Origin of the sequence: Ferruginibacter sp. SUN002, from assembly GCF_050611725.1 — a bacterium.
In the GTDB taxonomy this organism is placed as follows: domain Bacteria; phylum Bacteroidota; class Bacteroidia; order Chitinophagales; family Chitinophagaceae; genus Ferruginibacter.
Map to the genome: position 1 here is coordinate 1203726 of NZ_JBODJB010000001.1, position 23374 is coordinate 1227099.

A 23374-nucleotide genomic window follows, 5' to 3' on the forward strand; every position below is an offset into this window, starting at 1 on the left:
TCAATGAAAAAAATTTCGGAGAAATTTTCATTCAAGCAATCGTCGCAATCAAAATACTGTGTCTAAAATACACATTAAAAATTGATTTCCTGATTTTTTTTTGAAAAAATTTTCTGTAACAAATGGTTGTTATTTCTTATTTGAAAATGGAGCAGCCATTTAGAGATACATCAAAACACAAAAACTATTTTAGACTTAGAGCGTTTTTATATGAAGGATCATCTTGCTTAAAAAACTGAACAACGCATTCATGTCAGTAATGTCATCAACGGTTAAAATTCCATTTTTGCCAACCTGTTTTAATTTGGCTTTATTGGTTCCTTTTTGAAGAAATTGGAGAAGGCCCATAAAAACTTCGCTCTGGAAATAAGGGCTATCGGGGTTGCTGACAAAGAAACATTTGAGTGCATCGTTTTTCAGCAGCATTTTTTCAAAACCTAACTCTATTGCAATTTTTCTGCATCTTACAGTTGTAAAAAGGTCTTCTACCTGGGTAGGAATGGGGCCGAATCTATCCTGCATTTCTTTGTGGAATTTTTCAAGATCTTCTTCTGTTTCACAATTATCCAATCTTGAATAAAGACTTAATCTCTCGGTAATGCTTTCAACATAACTGTCGGGGATCAGAATTTCCAGGTCAGTATCAATGGTACAATCGCTCACAAAGTCATCTTGCTGAGCAATTTCTTCTTTATAGAGATCTCTGAATTCACTGCGTTTTAATTCTCTGATGGCTTCGTCCAGAATTTTCTGATACATTTCAAAGCCTATTTCTGCAATGAATCCGCTTTGCTCACCTCCGAGCATATTGCCGGCACCACGAATGTCGAGATCTCTCATAGCTATTTGAAAGCCACTGCCCAGTTCGCTATGTTGCTCTAAAGTTGAAAGACGTTTTCTGCTGTCGGCAGGTAGTGTGCTCATTGGTGGTGCCAGTAAATAACAAAACGCTTTTTTATTACTTCGTCCAACTCGCCCTCTTAGCTGATGCAGGTCACTTAATCCGAACTGATGTGCATTGTTTACAATAATAGTATTTACATTAGGTATGTCTACACCACTTTCTACAATATTGGTACAAACCAATACATCATATTTTTTATCCATGAAATCGAGGATGGTATCTTCCAATTGATCGCCATCCATTTGGCCATGTGCAAATGCAATACTCAGATCGGGGCACAGCGATTGAATCAAAGCCTTCATTTCGGGCAAACCGTTTACCCTGTTGTGTATGAAGAAAACCTGTCCGCCTCTTTCTGTTTCATAATATATGGTATCTCTAATGGTATCTTCATTAAATACCATTACTTCGGTCTGTATCGGTTGTCTGTTCGGTGGTGGTGTATTAATGATGCTCAGGTCTCTTGCGCCCATCAAACTGAATTGTAATGTTCTTGGTATAGGCGTTGCCGTAAGTGTCAAAGAATCGACAGTGGCTCTTATCTGTTTTAATTTTTCTTTTGCAGCAACTCCAAACTTTTGTTCTTCATCAATGATCATTACACCAAGATCTTTGAACTTAACATCTTTACTTAGTAAGGCATGTGTGCCAATGATGATATCAATCTTTCCTTCGGCCAATTTTTGCAAGGTTTCCTTTTTTTCTTTAGCAGATTTAAAACGATTGATGAAATCTACTTTAACAGGAAAATCTTTCAATCTTTCGCCAAATGTTTTATAATGCTGATAAGCCAAAATGGTTGTTGGAACAAGTACAGCAGCCTGTTTGTTGTCGCAACAACTTTTAAAAGCAGCTCTGATAGCAACTTCCGTTTTACCGAAACCTACATCACCACACACGAGTCTGTCCATCGGCGAAGCTTTTTCCATATCACGTTTTACATCTTCACTTGCTTTGGCCTGATCCGGAGTGTCTTCATAAATAAAACTTGCTTCCAACTCTGTTTGCATATAATTATCCGGACTGTGAGAGAAGCCTTCACGGCTTTTTCTCTCTGCATATAATTTTATCAGATCAGATGCAATGTCTTTTACTTGTTTTTTGGTTTTTTCTTTTAATTTATTCCATACATCACTACCAAGTTTATTCATTTTGGGAACACTGCCTTCCTTACCGCTATACTTGCTTATTTTATGTAGAGAAGAAATGTTTACATACAGCAGGTCGCCATCTTTGTATTGAATGCGAACTGCTTCCTGCATTTTGCCGTTCGCATCGATCTTCTGTAATCCGCTATAGATACCTACTCCGTGATCTATATGTGAAACAAAATCGCCGGGCTGAAGTTCCTTCAAGGTTTTTAAAGTAAGTGCTTTGTTCTTACTAAAAGCTTGTTTTACTTTATACTTATGGTAACGTTGAAAGATCTGGTGATCGGTATAACAAACAATTTTCAGGTCATGATCAACAAAACCTTCATGAATACTGGTTGCTATAGGAATAACATTGATCTCTGCTTTAAGATCGGTGAAAATGACATGAAGTCTTTCCAATTGTTTTGGATTTTCTGCAAAGAGATAAATGTTGTATTTCTTTGTTTCATAATCCTTAAGGTCTTTTATCAGCAGATCAAACTGTCTATTAAATGCAGGCTGTTCCTGAATTGAATATTGAATATTGGATCTTACAGATTGTGCATTTGTCTGAAAATTAGATTTACTTCCAAATTCAACAATATGTTTTTTACTAATAAGGTTTTCTAATTCAGTTGCAGTAGTAAAATCCTCAACATTGATCTCCTTTTTAATATGCAATGAATCTTCTTCTTCAATTTGTTGTGCATTATCTGTTGCCGATTGCTCATTTGCAATTGCCAGTTCTAAAAATCCTTCTTCCTGCTCGATCTTATCTTTAATATAATTCCAGTCATTTGTCCATACTACAGTGTTTTCCGGGAGAAATTCTAACAGCGAAACTTTTTCGCCGGTTTCATTTTGCAGTATATCAATATTCGGAATGATATTTACCTGTAACAACTTCCTTTCGCTTAATTGTGATTCCGGATCAAAGATTCTTATACTGTCAACTTCGTTTCCGAAAAGTTCTATCCTATAAGGTTTTTCATTTCCGAAAGAATAAATATCCAGAATTCCGCCTCTTACAGCAAACTGGCCCGGTTCATAAACAAAATCCGTTCTTTCAAAACCATAGTCAACAAATTTGCTAAGAATATTATTTACATCGATCGTATCATTTTGTTTTATTGAAATGATATTTTCCGAAAGTGTTTTTGATAGAACAACCTTTTCGAATAAGGCTTCGCCATAGGTAATGATCAGATTTCTATTTTTATGTGCAGCCAGTTTTGTCAATGCTTCCGTACGCAGCATAACATGGCTGCTGTTGAGTAGCCTGAAGTTTTTATTATTTTTAAAGGAAGACGGGAAATAAAATAGGTTTAAAGCCTTGGTGATATTTTCTAAACTATTATGAAAGTAAGCCGCTTCTTCTGCATCTCTTACAATGACCAGATGGTTCAATTGAGCCGATGCTTCATCATTGAATATAGCGGCTATGAGGAATTGAGCAGCACTTCCATGGACACCACTCAGGTGTATTTGCTGCGGTTGAGGTAATAGGAGTCTGTCCACTATTTGAAAACAGCGGGAGTCATTACCATACTCTTTCAACAACACCTCCAAATTCATCGGCTGCAAAGATAATTGATGCGTTCAAATTATCACTTCATAATATGAGCATTAAGTCAGGACGTCTGAAGACTGGCGGAAGTCCTAAAATTTCTGAATAATATATAAGTAATACAGGCAACAAAACATTTAACAATGCTGTCTTTTAAAAGGATTTATGTATAAATTTGACTTGTTATAAAGTCCGGTACATCCTGAGTAAATTCTTGTAATGAAAAAAATCTCTTTCACAACTGCTTTTATTGCCTTATCGACATTGCTTTTTGCACAGAAAGATAATAGTTTTATTATGCTCAAAACAGGAGCTGTTAAAACCGAAAGGAATATACTTCAAGGAAGTTTTAAAAGGGAAAGTATTTCCAAAATGATGTTTAGAGATAAGTATTATGTTTTGATCCAATTCTCATCCATCCCAACAGAAGCGCTTCTAGCCAAATTGAAATCAAACGGAATCAATTTAGATAACTACATATCGGGAACAACTTATCTGGCAAGTATAAAAAAAGGGTTCGATTTCTCATCTTCAAAAAACTATGCAATTGCTTCAATAGTTTCTTTGAGTGCGTCATACAAAGTTGATGAAAAGATCAGGACAAATGTTTTATTGAACGATAAAGAAGATCCGCTGTTTTATGCTGTAAGTCTTTATGGATCTATGGATAAAGCTATTGCCGAGAAAGAACTGATCAATGCAGGCGCAAAAATTCATTTTGCTAAACAAGCAACGGCTAATGTGATCTTTATCGAACAAGATAAATCTATTTTAGATTCGATTGCTGCAATGCCTTTTGTAAAATACATCAGCCTGCAATCGTTAAAAGATAAGCCGCTTAATTATAAAAATATAGGCGCTCATGGAATCAGTAGTCTAAATATAAGTGTTGGTAAAAACCTGAACGGACGAAATGTTACTATTGGAGTTGGCGACAATGCAGATATCTCATCTCACATTGATTTTTCCGGAAGATTGATCAACAGAACTCCCTGGATCTTTGAAGATCATGGTACGCATACATCTGCAACTGCAGCAGGTGCAGGTATTCTGAATGTGAAGAATCATGGCATGGCTCCTAAGTCAACTATTGTTAGTCAGTTTTTTAGTGATATCATCACCAATGCACCTACTTATGTGAATGACTACAATATGGTTATTACGAATAACTCTTATTATGCAGGCCAGAATGGATGTATTGGTGAAGGTGAGTATGATGAATTCAGCATTTTTGCAGATGAGCAGACAAATAATTTTCCGCAGTTATTGCATATTGTAGCGGCAGGTAATGATGGAGAGCTAACATGTTCTCCATATCCAAAATCTTTTGCAACGGTAAAATCTGGATGGCAATGTTCAAAGAATGCCTTAACAGTTGGTTCAATAAAAACCCTTGATTATACAGTTGCATCATTTAGCGGTAGAGGCCCTGTGCAAGACGGCCGAATTAAACCTGAGATATGTGCAGGAGGTTTTCAAATTATATCTGCAATGAAAAACAACAGATATGATTCTGCAAACGGTACCAGCATGTCTGCACCAACTGTGGCAGGAGCACTTGCATTGGTTTATGAACGATACCGTCAATTACATGCAGGGAGTGATCCTTCTGCTGCGTTAATAAAAGCGATTGCTTGTAACACTGCTGAAGATATTGGAAATCCAGGCCCGGATTATACATTCGGATTTGGGATGTTAAATGCAAGAAGGGCTGTGGAAGCGATAGACAGCAGCAGATATATTATTGATAGTATCAGCAATGGAGAAAATAAATTGCATACAATCAGTCTGGCACAGTCGGCAAACAAATTGAAAATTTTACTTTATTGGAATGATAAAGAAGCAGCAGTTAATGCTACCAATTCATTGGTGAATGATCTCGATCTGACAGTTACAACACCTGGTTCAGTTTTATACAAACCGCTCATTTTAAATCCTGCTGCAGCAAATGTTAATGCGAATGCTGTGCAAGGAATTGACCATGTAAATAATATTGAACAAATTGTAATTGATAACCCGACCGCAGGAAATTATTCGGTTAATATAAATGGATTTGCTCTGCCCTTTGGCAAACGTTCATATACATTGACCTATGAAATTGTAAAACCTGCAATTGTGGTTGAGTATCCGGCGGGTGGCGAAACACTTGTTCCCGGAGAACAAGAATATATTCGCTGGAATGCACATGGTAATACCGGAAATAATTTTACAGTTGAATATTCAACTAATAACGGTGCTGCATGGACGACGATAAGTAATGCAGTTCCTTCCACAACAACTATATATCCATGGACGGTACCATCCACAGTTACAAATACAGCTTTAATAAAAGTATCGGAAAATAATACTGCAAGTGTTGATCAAACAGATTTTAATTTTACGATATTAGGTCAGCCGGTAGTTACCGCTACAAATGTTTGTGAAGGGGCTGTTAGGTTGCTGTGGCAAACTATAGCCGGGGCTACAACATATGATGTTTTGAAATTGGTAGGTGATAGTATGCAGGTGATCAGCAATACAACGGACACTTTTGCTTTAATTACCGATTTGGATAAACACGGAAGTTATTGGTTTGGCGTAAGGGCAAAGAATGGAGCTAATCCAGGAAGACGCTCGGTATCAGTTAATGTTACACCTAACGACGGTGTTTGTGTGCTAGCTGTTTTCAATAACGATATTAAGGTAGATAGTATTCTTGAGCCGACTACGGCCAGAAAGTTTTTTGTTGATGCAGGTAATGCTGTGAAACCGGTGAAAGTGCGTATTAAAAACAACGGCAGTATTAATGTAACCACACCTTTTGATGTTTCGTATAGTGTTGACGGTGTATTGATTGCTAATGAAACGGTAAATACACCAATACCTGCAGGGGCGTCGATAAACTATACTTTTTCAACTATGTATCCGATTTTGCCAAACGGGTTTAGTTATGATTTTAAAGCATGGACAAATAATTATACTCCCGATCTTATAAATAACAATGATACAGCATTTAAAGTTGTAAAGCTGATTATGAATGATACCATTCATACATTACCTGTTTTTGAAGGGTTCGAAACAATGCCCGCCGGCAGTTTTATTAACGGAACAATGGCAATAGGCGATAATCAGCGACTTGATTTTTCAGCTAATTCAACTAAGGGAAGAGCAAGATCTTTTGTAAACACCGGCTTTGCAAAAACCGGTATCAAAGCTATGACACTTGATCAGACTCCTTTGAGTGAGAGCACAACAGTCGATTCACTGACCTTCAGTTACAATCTGGTAACACAGGTGGGCACACAGTTGCGGTATGATTTTTATTATCGAAATCATGGACAGTCAAATAATCCCTCAAATAAAGTATGGGTAAGGGGTAGTGAAAATGATGCATGGGTAGAAGCATATGACCTTTATACGAATCAGGCCGAACTGGGGCAATGGGCTCATGCAGTGATCAATATCAATGAGGTATTGGATAATGCAATTCCTTCGCAGATCGTCAGTGCCACAACACAGGTCAGGTTTGGTCAGGAGGGTTATACATCGGCTAATTCAGTTGCTCCGGAAATTGATATTGACGATGGTTATACTTTCGATGATATAACATTGAAGTCTGCTGTAAATGATGTGGTCATGAAAAAAATTGTAACCCCTGCGGCGAGTTCATGTAGTTTGTCATCGTCAGAACCGATAACGGTTCAGATAAAAAATTATAATAACAACACATTCAATAATCTTGAAGTGAGTTATCAGATCAATGATGAACCGGTAGTTACAGAGGTCATTAAAGAGATCGAACCTTTGCAATCGCTGGATTATGTTTTTTCACAAACTGCAGATCTATCAGCATTTGAAGATTATTCAATTAAAGTATGGGTAAACTATAGTGGAGATAATTATCCTGAAAATGATAGTCTTTTAAATTTTAAGATCAGAAGTAGTCCGGTTATAAACAGTTATCCTTATCTAGAAGGATTTGAAAATAACGATGGATATTTTTACGCTAAAGGCACCAATACATCATGGCAATGGGGAGCACCAGCAAAAACGGTTATTAATAAAGCTGCCAATGGTAATAAAGCATGGGTAACTAACTTGATAGGAAATTACAGTAATAACGAAACCTCTTATTTATATTCTCCATGTTTTGATCTTACAGGACTTGTGCAACCTGTGCTGGCATTCAGCCACATTTATTCTATAGAGTTTGCCTATGATTACACTTGGGTTGAATACTCAACAGATGGAACAACATGGCAAAAACTTGGAGAGGTTGGTAGTGGAACGAACTGGTATGATGGTACGGCATTAAATGTATGGAAAACATCAAAACTAAAATGGCATGCAACAAGTATTGGTATTCCTGTAACGGCATCTGTTGTACGATTTAGATTTGTATTGAGCAGCGATGCCGGTGTTACTGAAGCCGGAATTGGTATTGATGATGTTCATGTATTTGATAAAGCTGCGATCTATTCAGGAATACCGCTTAATAATATTACTCAAAATGTAAGTGGTAATGATTGGGTAAATTTTACTGCAGTGGGAAGAAGGGTAGCAGCGATCAATCCCAATGGTAATAATCTTGGATCAACTACCATACAAGTTTATCCGTATACGGCCATTGTCAGAAACAGCAACAATCAATATTATGCAAACAGAAATATTGTAATACAAAGCAGCAATCCTCCAAGCGGAAATATTGGTATCCGTATGTATTTTACTATAGCTGAAGCTGATAGTTTGATCAATGCAATTGGTTGCGGTACTTGTATAAGGCCAACCGACCCATACGAACTGGGAGTAACCAAATTCAGTGGTAATACTGCAAATGAAAATGGAACCATTGCAGATAATTTTTCAGGTTATTACTCTTTTATTTTGCCCGACAATACTACCATTATTCCGTACGACAGTGGTTACTACGCTGAATTTACAGTTAATAGTTTAAGTGAGTTCTGGTTGAGTAAGGCTACTATTGCTCCGGCTGCAGTTAGTGCTTGTATCGGAAATACTTTAACTTTTAAAGCATCAAATTATGGCAGTTCATTTCAATGGCAGGTAAATAACGGTACAGGTTATACGAATATTATTAATGGTGCAAATTATTCCGGCGCAACAACAAACACCCTGCAATTGATCAATTTGCCCGGTTCTAATGCCGGATATAAATACCGATGTGTAGTAAACGGTGTAAATGGTCCGGATAATGTGCTTCATTTCACTTCTGTATGGACAGGTACAACGAACAATGACTGGTTTACAGCAACTAACTGGAGTTGCGGCGTAGTGCCTGATCAATATACCGATGTTGTCATTCCTTCCGGCCTAAGTGTTTATCCCACGGTAACCGCTAATGCAACTGTTAAAAGTATTCGGGTGAATACGAATGCAACACTGACCGTTTTACCAACTTATAAACTAGATGTTTTAGGCAATTGATCTAACTTGTATTACTCAGCTAAACGGCAACGTTTGCATAAATATCAGTAAGGCTAATATGCAAAAGTGTTTTTTCTTTTGAGTTTCTTTGTATTATTGCCAAACTAAAAATAACGATTATGCCTGTTGAACCATGGCGTGTAGGTAAGGTTATCAAAATTGAACAACAAACTTACAACACACGTCGATTTTTTATTCAAGTGCCGGAACTTACATCATTCGATTTTAAACCCGGACAATTTGTTACACTTGATCTTCCCATACACGAAAAGCCGAATAAACGCTGGCGCAGTTACTCTATTTCCAGTTGGCCCGACGGCACTAATGTTTTCGAGCTTTGCATTGTATTGCTCGAAGGCGGTGCAGGAACTACCTATTTATTTAATGAAGTGAAAGAAGGAAGTGAGTTAACACTACGTGGCCCTGTTGGTGTTTTTACATTACACGAAGAAAATTTTGCTAAAGATATTTTCCTAATTGCAACCGGTACCGGAATTGCTCCTTTCCGTAGCATGGTAAATAATATCAAGCTTAAAAATATTGAACACAAAAATGTTCATTTGATATTTGGCTGTCGTACACAAAAAGACCTGTTGTATTACGATGAGTTGCGTCAACTCGAAAAAGAATTGCCGGGTTTCCATTATCATCCTGTTTTATCGAGAGAAGACTGGGAGGGTGCTGGGAAAGGGTATGTGCATGCAGTATATAAAGAATTATGCAAGGATAAGCAGGAAGCTTGCTTCTTCTTGTGTGGATGGAAAGCGATGATCGATGAAGCTAAACAAACCATTCAGGCAATTGGCTATGATAGAAAAGCTATTCATCAGGAATTGTACGGATAAGATCGATAATGTTTTTTATATAAGTCTGATATTTTTTATCAGACTTTTTTATTGTCCATCAAATAAAATATGTATTGCAGGAGAATAACCGTTAATAGGGAATAACCATTTATTATAAGTGGTGTTTTCTCTTTTATACTCACCTTGTCTTGTATAAACAGCTATGGCACCTCCGTCGCTGCCGCCGCCCGATCCACCAAAGAAAGGAGGAGGGAATGCTTTGATAATAGCGATGTCTGTAACGGGCATACTCAATAATTGATCTATGTCTACATTTATTTCATCGATATAAAACGCCGATACATTCTTTCCTCGCCAACGTAAAACAGTTTCACCAAACCTGCTAACATTTGAAGTGAGCCCCGGAATTTTTGTGTTTAAAAAAGATAAGCAATCAGAATAACCTAATATAGCGTTGTTGTCAAGACAGTCGATCACTCTTTCATTTATATCACTAAATAATGGAGTAACAAATTCCTCACTATACTTTTCTACTTTAGACTTTTTAGTGCTTGTAACAACTACTTCCTGCATTGTTACCGATTTATTTTGCTTGTTTTTTACAGCTTGATTTTTATTTGAAGTAATAGTCTGTACGGTATCTACATATCTCTCTTCAGATAAAGGAATTTCACCAGCATAAACAATAGCTGTAAAATCTTCTACCGAAGGACTTTGTTGAATGATAATATTTGGTTTCTCTTTTTTTTTGGTAAGATTATAATTAAAAATAAGACTGGCTTTTCCTTCAAATATGAGGCCCGGCAGTTGAAACTGCCTGTCATCTGTAAGTTTGAGTTCTTTGTTATAAAGTTTTTTATTTTTTGTGATGACGAGAGCTTTTATTGTTTCATCATTAATATTATTTAAAACCATACCGCTTATTTCAAATATTTTCGGATAAAAGAAGGCGGTGATCTTTAATCTGCCATCCTGATAATTTTTTGGAATTACCAATGCAAAGTAATTCAGTGTATCTATCATTGGGAGAAAGATACTATCTGTAAGGTCGGATTTTATATGTAAAGCAGTAATAAGTAGGGTGCCCGGATTTTGTGTGATAGGTTCTTTTGCAACGATCCATATAGTGTCGCCGGAAATATTTTTTTCACAGGTTACGCTTACATCGTTGTATATTGTTTGTTGTGCAAAAAGATTTGCATATAAAAAGAAGTTAATTACCAATACGAACAATGTTTTTTTTATTGACATGGTATGCAATGTAAAAAATTATTGATGTACCATTCGTTAATTAGGTGTTACATCAAATTAGAATTATGGTTTTTCTGCGTATAGTTTTTTTAGTAATGATGCAATGAGCTGACTTCCCTTACCTAATTTTTCTAGGCCATTTTGATATATTTCAAGTCTTCCTAAACATCTTTTTTTTGAATAAAAACTTTTTATCGCTTCGGGTTTTTTGTATGCATCGTATATCCATTGAGCATCTGTTTCATATACTTTTTTCGCAAGTGCGATATTTTCTGTCATCATAAACAATGGCCCTAAGCTCCTAACAGAAGCTATATTGTTTGTTGAAACCTCAGGAAAATATTGCTTCAATGAATCTGTCCACCGTTTAGCTGTGATCATATCTCCAATAGATATGTAATGAGTAGCGACATCTATATACATGTCAATGCATCTTGTATCCCCATCATATGATTCAAATTTTTTAGCACTTTTGTAATCACTGGTAATAGGGATGTACTTTTCGGTAATGTATTTTTCTCTGTTTTTTGTAATGGTGGTCTCGTCAGGAATTTTTGTAGTTGATTTTAATTTATATACTATACCCTCAGGAACCAAATAATCATCAAAATAAACCTCATAGCTCTGAGTAAAATAAATTGGTCGTTTGCCATAGTTAGATTCAACGATGTCAAACATGACGAGGTCATTTAAGTACAAATAATTACTAAGATCGATCAAGAGTTTTTCGTCAATTGATGATGGAGTTGGCAGGGTTACTTTTTTTGTGGTATAGCAATATCTTTCTATGCCCGATACATCGTAAAAAGTAGATTTTTTAAGATATATGTAGTCTAGCAATTCACGTAAAGTAAGTGTTGAATCAATGATAGATTCATCTTCTTTCTCCGATTTATAGTAGGTTGCATCCGACGCCTCATTTCTAAGAAAATCTTCCGGGATTGCAAAACTGATAATTCCTTTTTTCTTCAATAATACCGGATAGGTAGGCAAGGCTAGTAAACTTGTATTGATCACAGCAATATCTTTTCTAAATCCATATTTCTCCTGTACATACCAAAGCTGGTAGGTATCATTGTCGCCATAGGTAAATAAGATCGCATTACTATCGCAAGAGTTTAGGTAGTTTTTCGCCTGATTTTCATATCTGATGTCCGGGTTAGCTTTTTGTAAATATTCTTTGGCTGATTTATCATCACCGGATCTATACATCTGATCGTAAGCATGCATATATTCATTAAATAATTTCAAATTTGCATTGCCTATCATTGTTTTATAATTATGATTTAATATGTTCAGTTTTTCAAATTGTTTGATGCTGTTGTCGAGGTTTACTTTTACTTTTTCAACTCTTTGAGCTGAAGGAAATTCCAGGCGAGCTAATTTTCTTCGAAGTGAGTCTTTGCCATTATTTGAACCCCCTTGTTGATACCACAAATAACCCAGGGCATTATTGTTATAAGCTCTACCCAATCCATCCAAAAGCGTATCTGAAAGATTTGATGCATTGCCGAAATCTTTGATCATATCCTCATACCAGTTTGCATAACCGTAATATCGGATATGATCATAATTGTACCAGTCGTATTGTAAATAGGGCTCAATCCTTTCTTCAAAGTTCTCATCCATCACACGTTCATCATAAGAGCCGTAGAGGTCAATGTATTTGTTGTTTTTCCAGAATAATTTTTCACTTATCAGGCTGTCGTTGTTTGTTCGATCGATCTGCTGCACATACCAGCCATTTTTTTTCTTTGCAAAATTGGTATAGTTCTCATAATCTTCGGAAGTAATATAGCTGGTGAAGAATTTTTTCAATACTTCATAATAAGTAGGCATGTGGTCTTGTGAGAATGCATAGGACGAATGGATCAGGATAAAAATAAACAGCAATATTTTTTTCATAATAAAAAAGAGGAATCATGAACGATTCCTCTAAATTAAAAGTATTTGGTTGAAACTAATTGATTTTCCCTAATACCAGTTGCTTAACATCTGCTAAAGCAATACGTTCCTGCGTCATCGTATCTCTGTATCTGATCGTAACAGTATTGTCTTCTTTGGTTTGATGATCGATGGTTACGCAGAATGGTGTACCAACGGCATCCATTCTTCTGTACCTTTTACCAATAGCATCTTTTTCTTCGTAAAAACAATGGAAAGCTTCTTTACAACTGTCGAACAATTCTCTGGCAATTTCCGGCAGGCCATCTTTTTTAACCAACGGCAAAATAGCTAATTTGGTAGGAGCAATTTTTGCAGGAATTTTTAAAACAACCCTGCTGTCTTCGGTTCCATCTTCTTTTAACCATTTTTCTTCAGCATATGCTAAACTGATGATGGTTAAAAAAAGCCTGTCTAAACCAACAGATGTTTCCAGTACGTATGGAACATAGTTGCCATAAGCTTTTCCTGTTGCAGGGTCGATATCATTATCGAAATACTGTATTTTCTTTTTGCTGTATGTTTGGTGCTGGCTCAGGTCAAAATCGGTACGGCTATGAATGCCTTCCAACTCTTTCCAGCCAAACGGGAATTCAAATTCTATATCCAACGCAGCATCTGCATAGTGTGCTAATTTAACATGATCGTGATAACGCAATTTTTCTGAAGGAATACCAAGGCTTTCATGCCATTTCTTTCTGGTTTCTTTCCAGTAATTGTACCATTCCATTTGTGAGCCGGGGCGAATGAAGAATTGCATTTCCATTTGTTCAAACTCCCTCATTCTGAAAATAAATTGACGGGCAACTATTTCATTTCTGAAAGCTTTACCGGTTTGGGCAATACCAAAAGGTATTTTCATGCGGCCGGTTTTTTGTACGTTCAAGAAGTTTACAAAAATACCTTGAGCTGTTTCCGGACGCAGATACACTTTATTATCATCCGGATTATCAGAAGCTACTGCACCAAACTCTGTAGAGAACATCAGATTAAACTGACGAACATCTGTCCAGTTAGCTGTTTTGCTGATGGCACATTTTATTTTATTGTCTTCAATTAATTTTTTCAAACCTGCATAATCATCTTTAGCCAACAACGCATCCATATTAGCTATCAATTCATCTGCTTCTCCCTTGCGGCTTGCAGCTATTAGCTCATCAGCATAGCCTTCTATCAAATGATCAACCCTGTATCTTTTTTTACTGTCTTTATTATCGATCATTGGGTCGCTGAAATTATCAACGTGCCCACTTGCTTTCCAAACGGTTGGGTGCATAAAAATTGCCGCATCAATTCCAACGATATTGTCGTGCAATTGGGTCATGCTTTTCCACCAATAATCACGGATGTTCTTTTTTAACTGGGCTCCGTTTTGGCCATAGTCATATACTGCACTCAATCCATCATATATTTCTGATGATTGAAATATGTAACCGTATTCTTTACAATGTGAGATTAACTCCTGAAAATTATTTGCTTCGTTTGCCATAATGGCTGCAAAGATAAGTAGCTGTAGTGAAATCTTTTCACTAAAAAGTGGACTTATGTTTTATTGTAATTTTTCATTATTCCGGTGTCTGTCCACATCTCTGAGATTCTTTTTTTCAAAATTTTTTTGCAATGCTTCGGTAAGATTAACACCTGTTTGGTTGGCTATACAGATCAATACAAATAATACATCCGCCATTTCATCGCCTAATTCTTTTCCTTTATCGCTTTCTTTAAAAGATTGTTCGCCATATTGCCGAACCATCAATCTTGATAATTCGCCAACTTCTTCCATCAATATTCCAAGGTTGGTTAACTCATTAAAATACCGAACACCAATGGTTTTAATCCATTCATCAACCTGTTGCTGAGTTTGTTTAATAGTCATAATAACACGAATTTAATGCACGAATTACATGAATTGATATTTTAAAATACAACTCTTTTTGATGTAAATGATTTTTCTCCAAAATTGGCAATAATTCCTAATTGCAATCCAGATGCTTTTAGATAATTAACTGTTTGTGTTACAAAGTTATTGACTATCATGTATGATGCTTTTACTTCTAATATGATTGAATCATGTATAACGAAATCCGCATAGTATCTATGTGGTAGTATTATGTCTTTGTATTGAATCTTAAACTCCTTTTCTCTTATAAACTCAATTTCTCTTGACTTAAATTCGTATTCTAAAGCGTCCTTGTACACGATTTCTTTGAATCCCATCCCTAGTTCTCTGTGTATTTCCATGCAAATTCCAACTAGTTCGTATGACTCTTCTTTTAAAATTAATTGTGCCATAAATATTTTAGGTTACGTAATTCGCCTGCAGTATGTTGTTTGCATACAATTACTATAGTCTGCTAAAATATCTAAATGATTGCTTTTGTTAAAATTTTAAAATAATTAGTGTAATTCGTGAATAAAATTAGTGTAACCAATTATTCTTTGTCCTTCGTGTCTATCCAGATAGTTACCGGTCCATCATTCAATAATTCTACTTTCATATCTGATCCAAATTCACCTGTGCCGATCTCTTTTCCAAGATCGATTTCTAATTGAGAGATCATCTTCTCATACATTGGCTTTGCAAAGTCTGGCTTACTGGCACGTATGTACGAAGGCCGATTTCCTTTTTTTGTGTTGGCATGTAAGGTAAATTGACTAACCAGCAAAATATCGCCACCATTATCTTTTACTGAAATGTTTGGCACTTTATTTTCGTCATCAAAAATACGAAGGTTGATAATTTTGTTACTTAACCATTCAATATCTTCTGTTGTATCAGCATCTTCAATGCCGATAAAAATAAGTAAGCCTTTTTGTATTTCAGATATTCGTTTGTTCGATACCGTTACGCTTGCTTTTGAAACTCTTTGTATTAATGCTCTCATAATTTTATGCTTTCGAAATTCAAATTTTCTACTTTTTTTAATCAGACGGTAAAGTACAAAATCTTATACAATGCTTATCAGGCAAAGCTTTTATAATGTTTGTAATAGTACATGAATGGTTTCACAAAAGTTCAAATTACAATTTATTTATATTATTAATTTACGTTATTTGATTAAAAGCCAGCAGTAGAGCAATTCTTCAACATAAAAAAATCGTAAACCCTTTACCGTAAAGGGTTTTAAATATTGTAAATGACTAAAACCACGTCACTGCTGCTTGTTGAAATTTTATCGAAAAAAACAAGAATTTAAACAAACATTTTACCCCTTTTGGTGGGGAAAAGTAAGCGGATTCAATACCATGCTGCATTGTAAATTTTTTACACATCCCTTTTCCACATTCTGTTAATATCAAAAATGTGAAATGTCATCATCAAAAAATATTTTCGTTAACCTTAATTCCTTAACAATTACTTAACCCATTTAACGACCTTACAAATATGCCAACAAAGAAACAAGCAGCTAAAGGAATGCAGTTTAGCAGGCAGTTCACTAAAGACGGAGTGAGCCCTTATGATATGTTTGAGTACGACTATCGTACATCAGTTATCAAGAATCCGTCGGGTGAAGTTGTCTTTCAAATGGATGACGTAGAAGTTCCAAAACAATGGAGTCAGATCGCTACAGATATTTTGGCACAAAAATATTTTCGTAAAGCGGGTGTACCAAAAGCAGATGGTACTACAGGTAGAGAAACAACCGTAAAACAGGTTGCACATCGTATGGCACATTGCTGGCGTGTGTGGGGAGAAAGATACGGTTACTTTGCTTCTGAAAAAGATGCACAGATATTTTATGATGAGTTGGTATACTCTATTTTAAATCAGGGATGCGTACCTAACAGTCCGCAATGGTTTAATACAGGCTTATATGAGGTATATGGTATTGCAGGGAAACCACAGGGGCATTATTATGTTGATGCAAAAGATGGCCAGTTAAAAAAATCCACTTCGGCGTACGAACGTCCTCAGCCGCATGCTTGTTTTATTTTAAGTGTAGATGATGATCTGGTGAATGAAGGTGGTATCATGGATCTTTGGGTTAGAGAAGCAAGAATATTTAAATATGGCAGCGGCGTAGGTACAAACTATAGCAGCATTCGTGGCGAAGGCGAAAAATTAAGCGGAGGTGGTACATCGTCGGGTTTGATGAGTTTCTTAAAGATTGGGGATAGAGCAGCAGGTGCTATCAAAAGTGGAGGCACTACACGTAGAGCAGCTAAAATGGTTTGTCTTGATTTAGACCATCCTGAAATTGTAAATTTTGTAAACTGGAAAGTTGAAGAAGAAAATAAAGTGGCTGCCTTGATCGCTGCAGGTTATGCAAGTGATTATGAAGGTGAAGCATATAGAACGGTTAGCGGACAAAACAGCAATAACTCAGTTCGTATCCCTAACTCATTTTTTAAAGTATTGGATGAAGATGGCGATTGGGAACTAAAAGCAAGAAGCACCGGCGAAACCATGAAAACGGTGAAAGCCCAAAAGCTTTGGAAAGATATTAATTATGCAGCATGGAAATGTGCTGATCCGGGAACGCAATATGATACTACCATCAACGAATGGCACACTTGCCCTGAAGGTGGTCCCATCAGAGCGTCTAACCCTTGCAGTGAGTATATGTTCTTAGACAACACTGCTTGTAATTTAGCATCAGTGAATCTTCGTCGTTTCTTTGATGAAAGCACGAATACTTTTGATGTAAAAGGTTTCGAACATACTTGTCGTTTATGGACAGTTGTTTTGGAAATATCTGTTTTAATGGCACAGTTCCCTTCTAAAGAAGTAGCACAATTGAGTTATGATTACAGAACATTGGGTCTTGGTTATGCAAACCTAGGTTCTATGTTAATGGTAAGTGGTATAGCTTACGATAGTGAAGAAGCAAGAGCAATTGCTGGTGCTATCACAGCGATCATGACCGGAGTTACGTACAAAACATCCGCAGAAATGGCTTCATTCTTAGGTGCTTTTGCCAGATATGAAGAAAATAAAAAGCACATGTTACGTGTAATGCGTAATCACAGAGCTGCTGCTTATGATGCACAGGAAGCTTACGAAGGCATCGAAATTAAACCACAAGGTATCAATGCAAAATATTGTCCTGATTATTTATTGACTGCTGCAACCAACGCATGGAATGATGCAGTTCAATTAGGAGAAAAATATGGCTACCGCAATGCACAAACAACTGTAATTGCACCAACAGGTACAATTGGTTTGGTAATGGATTGCGATACAACCGGTGTTGAACCAGATTTTGCTTTGGTTAAATTTAAAAAACTGAGTGGTGGTGGTTATTTCAAGATCATCAACCAAAGTGTACCGCAGGCATTACGTAATTTGAAATATACTGAAAAGGAAATTGAAGAGATCGTAAACTATGCAAAAGGTCATGCTACATTAAACGGAGCTCCGGGCATTAATACTGAAGTGTTATTAGCAAAAGGATTTACTAAAGAAGAGTTGGCAAGAGTTGAAAAATCTTTAGGTAGTGCTTTTGAAATTGGGTTTGTATTCAATGTTTACACACTTGGTGAAGAATGTTTACAGCGCTTAGGATTCAAAGAAGAACAATATAGAGATTTCGGTTGGAGCTTGTTAGAAGCTTTAGGATTTACCGATGATGAAATTGAAGCTGCAAATACTTATGTATGTGGTACCATGACTGTTGAAGGTGCTCCGTATTTGAAAGATGAACATCTTTCTGTATTTGATTGTGCTAATAAATGCGGACAAAAAGGCGAACGTTATATTCATGCCCACGGACATATTCGTATGATGGGTGCTGCACAACCTTTCTTAAGTGGCGCTATTAGCAAAACGATCAATCTGCCAAATGAAGCAACAGAAGCAGAAATTGCAGATGCTTACAGAATGAGCTGGGAGCTTGGTTTGAAAGCATGTGCTTTATATCGTGACGGTTCTAAATTGTCTCAACCGCTTAGCAATAAATCTGATAAGAAAAAGAAAACAGATGTTGTTGCCGAAGAAGAAGTTGAAACACCGGCAGAAGAAGTTTCTAATATCGTTGATATGAGTAAACTAACTGTTGATGAATTGTTGGATGAAGTGAGTAAAAGAATGCAAAGTAGCCCCGATACTGTATTGAAAGGACGCCTTGCAAAAATCGTAGAACGCAAAACATTGCCTGCAAAACGTAGAGGCTTCACGCAAAAAGCTAAAATAAACGGACAGGCATTGTTCTTAAGAACAGGCGAATACGGAGATGGAACTGTTGGTGAAATATTTATTGACATGGCTAAAGAAGGAGCAACAGTACGCAGTATGTTGAACTGTTTCGCCATCTCAATATCTATCGGTTTACAATATGGTGTGCCTTTAGAGGAATTCGTAGAAAAATTTGTGTTTACCCGTTTCGAACCGGCCGGAATGGTAGATCATCCGAATATCAAAACAACTACATCGATCATCGATTTCATTTTCCGTTCATTGGCGTATGAATATTTGGGCAGAAACGATTTAGTTCATGTATTGGATAAACCTGAAGTTGAAAATTTAGGCAACGATGATTGGGATGTTACAACGCCTACCATTGGCGACAGGGTTCCTGAATTAAGTGAAATAAGAATTGTAGGAAATAATAATAATACACAAGCGCATAAAACTCAGGCTTCAGCAAAACCTGCAGCTTATCAACCATTAGATCCGATGAGTGCTGCTGCTAAAAGCCGTCAAAGTGATGCCCCGGCATGTACCAATTGCGGAAGTATAACAACTCGTAGCGGTGCATGTTACAAATGTGAAAACTGTGGAACTCAGGGAGGTTGTGGCTAATTATTTGAAACAATCCCGACCATAAAAACAAAAATGAAGCCCCTCGACGTAGTCCCGGGGCTTTTTTAATGGTCGAAATTGAAGATTAGACCATTGATTATAGTATCTTATTTCTTCCCAACAAAATCTCTCAGATAACTGCAACTATTAAACGCTTCTGCATAGAATGCGGTGCCTTTATAATCTTTTACAAACTGAGGGAAATAACGATTTCTTTTAAAACTGATCTCATACTCCTTTCTGGCTGTATCCATTTTGTCCCAATCGTTGTAACCGTATTCTTCGTATTGTGGTTGATGCTCTTGCTTTTGAGAACATTTTGCCATCATGAATAAGCATCTTGCTTTAAAATTTTTATCTGAAGATGCATTTAGTGCCTTTTTAAAATTTTCTTCAGCGGCAAAACAGCCATAGTATTGTTTTTCAAATGCATTGGCATCTTTCGGAATGTAGTAGCCATCACTACCGCTACGATTGTATTCAACCAACTTCCATGCATGACCGTAATAAGTCATATTGTACATCCCTGTAGCGATCTTGTAATAATATTTAGCTGCATTTTTTTTGTCGGTAGATATCAGTTTGGTTAAACGAAGCATCTCTTCTGCAAAAGCTAATTTAGTAGTGCTGAATTTAGCTTCGTGTGCCAACGCTTCTTCCTGGTCATATAGCAGATCAATAAACGGATCGGTTGTTATTTTTAATGATTCCTTATCAGTACATTTTTTATACCAAGCAATAGCGTTTGTATAATCGTATTCTCTTAAATAAGCTGTGCCTAAGTGGTCAACTACAGTCTCCTTTTTGATCGAATTATGCGAAAGCAAATATTTTTCAAAAGCATTTTGTTTAGAGGAAATAAATAGAGTAAATAGTTTCTCAGCTTCGGTACTGTTCAAACTACCACGAACAAAATCGATTCCGTTGCCATAATTGATTACCTGATCGTTACCATAAGTCATTCTATCAGCTGCACCAATACATAGTGCTTCTTTTCCCAGATCGTTCTGAGCATGATATTTTCTTGCTAAGATTTCACACATCAGATCTCGGTAAAATTTTTTCCATTGCCCCAATTCATAATAATCTATCTGAATTGGTTTTTCTGCTTTGGCTTTTTTGGCAAGCCATTCAATAGAAGGTAAAAGTTGCTCTTCAAATGCAGCATCAATGGTTTGTTTTTCGCTGATGGTAACGAGCAGGTTGGTCAATGCTAACTGATCTTTTACTTTCTCGGTACAATTCAATTTTTGTGCTGCCGATAAATACTCTTTTGCATTGGCATACTCTTTTGTAATGTATGCAGCGTGGGCTGCCGCAGCTTCAAATAAACCACGGTTCTTTACCTTCGGATTTTGTGCTGCTTCGTGTAAGAATTTACTGAGTAAGATCGCTTCTGTTCCCTTCTTGTCAACATTAATTTTTGTTTCATCTGATGTATAGTAATAGTAAAAAGTTTTGCCACCTTTTTCCAATTGTATATTCGGGGTAAAATATTTGTCTTCAAGTTTATTGATCTCACGAACAACCAAAACTTCCAATGCTGTTGATGCCGGGTTCAGTGTATAGATTGTTTGAATTGTTTTCAGTTCATCATCATAAGAACTGCTCATGGCAAACAATGCAAGCATATCTGCTTTTTCCTTGTCATTTTTACAAAAGCTGAGATAATCATTTCTATTATCCTCACTGTTAATACTCCATTTAAATCCCAAATAATTTGAAATTCGTTTAACAGTTGATCCGCTGAAAGCTTTACTGTAAAAATAGGCTGCCTCTTTTTGTCGGCCGGTTCTAAATAGGCCCCCTGCTTTAAGTGCTATGCAAAGTTGTTGTAATACTGATTCCGATTTTGTAACACTTACATAATCATCATAGAATTTTATAGCATCTTCATTTCTCCCACTGTAAAGTGCAAGCCTTTGAATTTGATAAGCATATTTTAATTTAAAGAATGTTTTTTTGGATGCGTTGTACAATTGCGTTCCATTTTTAATAAGCTTGGCCATTTTTACACTATCTCTTTCAATGGGTTCCCAGTAATCGTAACTGCCCACTACAAAGGGTTCTACTTGTCTTGCATATAATATATAGCCTAGTCCCTCGAGGTCTTTGGTTTTGATAAAATAATTACTCATCGAATTTTTCAAAACAGAATCCGGGATTATATTTTTTGTATTTTTTTCAATCTTGTTATAAAGGGTAGCAATGACATCTCTTGAAAATTTATTTACAAACCGTTTTGCATCATCATTTTTTACTCCATTGCCGCAATAGTTAGCCCACTCATCTGCAAGTACATCGCTTACATCTGTTGGTTCGGTTTCGTCAAATAGAAAATTGATACCTGTATAATAAAATGGTTTATACCCGGCAGCATCCGGTAAGTTTTGATGGAAGAAAGATGTATAATAGTCGTAAGGGTCATCGCCTCCGCCGCAACCAATAATGTTTTGTGGAAATGACACAAAAAATGCACTAACGCAAACTGTTATAAATGCTTTCCAGTTCATAAATTGAGTATTTACTTAAAGTTAAAGAATCGAGATGGAAGAAAGAAAGTTTTAAGTTCCTGGTTTGCAATTGCTCACTCACAATTTTCGCTGCTGAAATGATCTCCTTGTATTCACTTTGCTCATAGCGAATAATATCATCTTTTCTGAACTGCAGGCCATTAAATAGGGTGTCTTTCAAAAAGGTATAGCTTGTTTCATTAGTTTTTTTAACGGCCGAATTATTTGTTAGAGTAATATCTTCGATCAGGCCTTCATATCTATTATTTCGAAATAATACATGCCAATCAAATAAGGGTAGTGCTACATCTAGCTGTAATGGATAACTGCCTAAGTTGCCAATGTACTTTTTCATCTCCGATATATCCAGAATAGAGTTTTTTGTAGCCGGATTTTTTAAATTACCCATATTGTAACACATCAATAATCCTTTGTCTACAGGCGGTACACCACTTTTCGAAATATATTTTATTTGATGAAGCCGAATGGTGGCAGAAATAGGTATTGCGATATTTTTCCAATGTTCTTTTATCTTTCTTAATAGAGAAAAATAATTATCTTTTGTTGTACTTGTCCAATCGCAATCTATTTGAACTTCGTTAATAGAGTTAAATCCATTTATATTAAGGACTTTACTGATTAGATTATTAATATTATTAGAAAGTTCTGTTAACTGCGACGAATCGATTTTCTGCATACATTCATTCGTAATGAATACAGTAGGAATAACGATGAATTCTTCCGGTAGCTTTTGCTTAGATCCGTCTATAATAGCTGTAGGATTGGGTTGTTTCTTAAACTCATCCCAGGTTACGTCAAAAAATTTAATGTACAGAGTTTTTATATCAAGACTATCTAATTTCTTTTTTTCAAAATCTGTCAGTGTAAAGACTGATTTCCAATAGTAAAAACTACGATCAATCTTTCTTTCGGCACGTTCTTTACAGCCTATCAAGAACAACAAAAAAACTGAAGGAAAAAGAATTTTTAAATGATATGCGAAAAATGTAGGACTCATATTTACGAGGGTAATGGTACAACAATTTCTATTGGTTCGGAATACCCATATGAAGGTATTTGATTCGCCATA

The 23374-nt window shown here is 36.2% G+C and carries 12 protein-coding genes; 3 read left to right on the forward strand and 9 right to left on the reverse strand.

What is annotated here, in order from left to right; genetic code table 11:
* Positions 1 to 195 precede the first annotated feature (195 nt).
* Positions 196 to 3612 (reverse strand): transcription-repair coupling factor, encoded by a 3417-nt coding sequence (gene mfd, locus ACQ33O_RS05330; RefSeq protein ID WP_430994531.1) that lies wholly within the window; start codon positions 3610 to 3612, stop codon positions 196 to 198.
* Between the two features lie 211 nt (positions 3613 to 3823).
* Here mfd and ACQ33O_RS05335 point away from each other — a divergent pair, with 211 nt between their 5' ends.
* The gene (locus tag ACQ33O_RS05335; protein ID WP_430994532.1) at positions 3824 to 9028 is read left to right on the forward strand and encodes a S8 family serine peptidase; all 5205 of its coding nucleotides are present in this window, start codon (positions 3824 to 3826) and stop codon (positions 9026 to 9028) included.
* Between the two features lie 119 nt (positions 9029 to 9147).
* Positions 9148 to 9873 (forward strand): ferredoxin--NADP reductase, encoded by a 726-nt coding sequence (locus ACQ33O_RS05340; RefSeq protein WP_430994533.1) that lies wholly within the window; start codon positions 9148 to 9150, stop codon positions 9871 to 9873.
* Between the two features lie 48 nt (positions 9874 to 9921).
* Here the strand turns inward: ACQ33O_RS05340 and ACQ33O_RS05345 are convergent, their stop codons facing one another.
* The 6 genes from ACQ33O_RS05345 to dtd all read right to left on the reverse strand — a co-directional run bounded on the left by ACQ33O_RS05345 (position 9922) and on the right by dtd (position 15914).
* The gene (locus ACQ33O_RS05345) at positions 9922 to 11085 is read right to left on the reverse strand and encodes a hypothetical protein (RefSeq protein ID WP_430994534.1); all 1164 of its coding nucleotides are present in this window, start codon (positions 11083 to 11085) and stop codon (positions 9922 to 9924) included.
* 63 nt (positions 11086 to 11148) lie between these two features.
* Positions 11149 to 12990, reverse strand: coding sequence for a hypothetical protein (locus ACQ33O_RS05350; RefSeq protein ID WP_430994535.1), 1842 nt, complete (start codon positions 12988 to 12990; stop codon positions 11149 to 11151).
* 55 nt (positions 12991 to 13045) lie between these two features.
* Complete coding sequence (locus tag ACQ33O_RS05355; RefSeq protein ID WP_430994536.1) at positions 13046 to 14518, reverse strand: glycine--tRNA ligase; 1473 nt, start codon at positions 14516 to 14518, stop codon at positions 13046 to 13048.
* 60 nt (positions 14519 to 14578) lie between these two features.
* A complete protein-coding gene (locus ACQ33O_RS05360; RefSeq protein WP_430994537.1) occupies positions 14579 to 14905 on the reverse strand; it encodes a nucleotide pyrophosphohydrolase in 327 nt (108 codons plus the stop codon).
* Between the two features lie 41 nt (positions 14906 to 14946).
* Complete coding sequence (locus ACQ33O_RS05365) at positions 14947 to 15321, reverse strand: GxxExxY protein (protein WP_430994538.1); 375 nt, start codon at positions 15319 to 15321, stop codon at positions 14947 to 14949.
* Between the two features lie 140 nt (positions 15322 to 15461).
* Positions 15462 to 15914 carry a D-aminoacyl-tRNA deacylase gene (gene dtd, locus ACQ33O_RS05370; protein WP_430994539.1) on the reverse strand — a complete coding sequence of 151 codons (453 nt, stop codon included), beginning with the start codon at positions 15912 to 15914 and terminating at the stop codon, positions 15462 to 15464.
* Between the two features lie 500 nt (positions 15915 to 16414).
* On the opposite strand from dtd, the gene ACQ33O_RS05375 reads away from it, so the two are divergent.
* Positions 16415 to 19771: a vitamin B12-dependent ribonucleotide reductase gene (locus ACQ33O_RS05375; protein ID WP_430994540.1), complete on the forward strand. Its 3357-nt coding sequence runs from the start codon at positions 16415 to 16417 to the stop codon at positions 19769 to 19771.
* Between the two features lie 107 nt (positions 19772 to 19878).
* Here the strand turns inward: ACQ33O_RS05375 and ACQ33O_RS05380 are convergent, their stop codons facing one another.
* Together ACQ33O_RS05380 and ACQ33O_RS05385 are read right to left on the reverse strand one after the other, a co-directional pair.
* Positions 19879 to 22284, reverse strand: a complete 2406-nt coding sequence (locus ACQ33O_RS05380) for a hypothetical protein (RefSeq protein WP_430994541.1) — start codon at positions 22282 to 22284, stop codon at positions 19879 to 19881.
* Positions 22250 to 23302, reverse strand: a complete 1053-nt coding sequence (locus ACQ33O_RS05385) for a hypothetical protein (protein ID WP_430994542.1) — start codon at positions 23300 to 23302, stop codon at positions 22250 to 22252. The genes ACQ33O_RS05380 and ACQ33O_RS05385 overlap by 35 nt, the downstream gene beginning before the upstream one ends.
* Between the last annotated feature and the right edge of the window lie 72 nt (positions 23303 to 23374).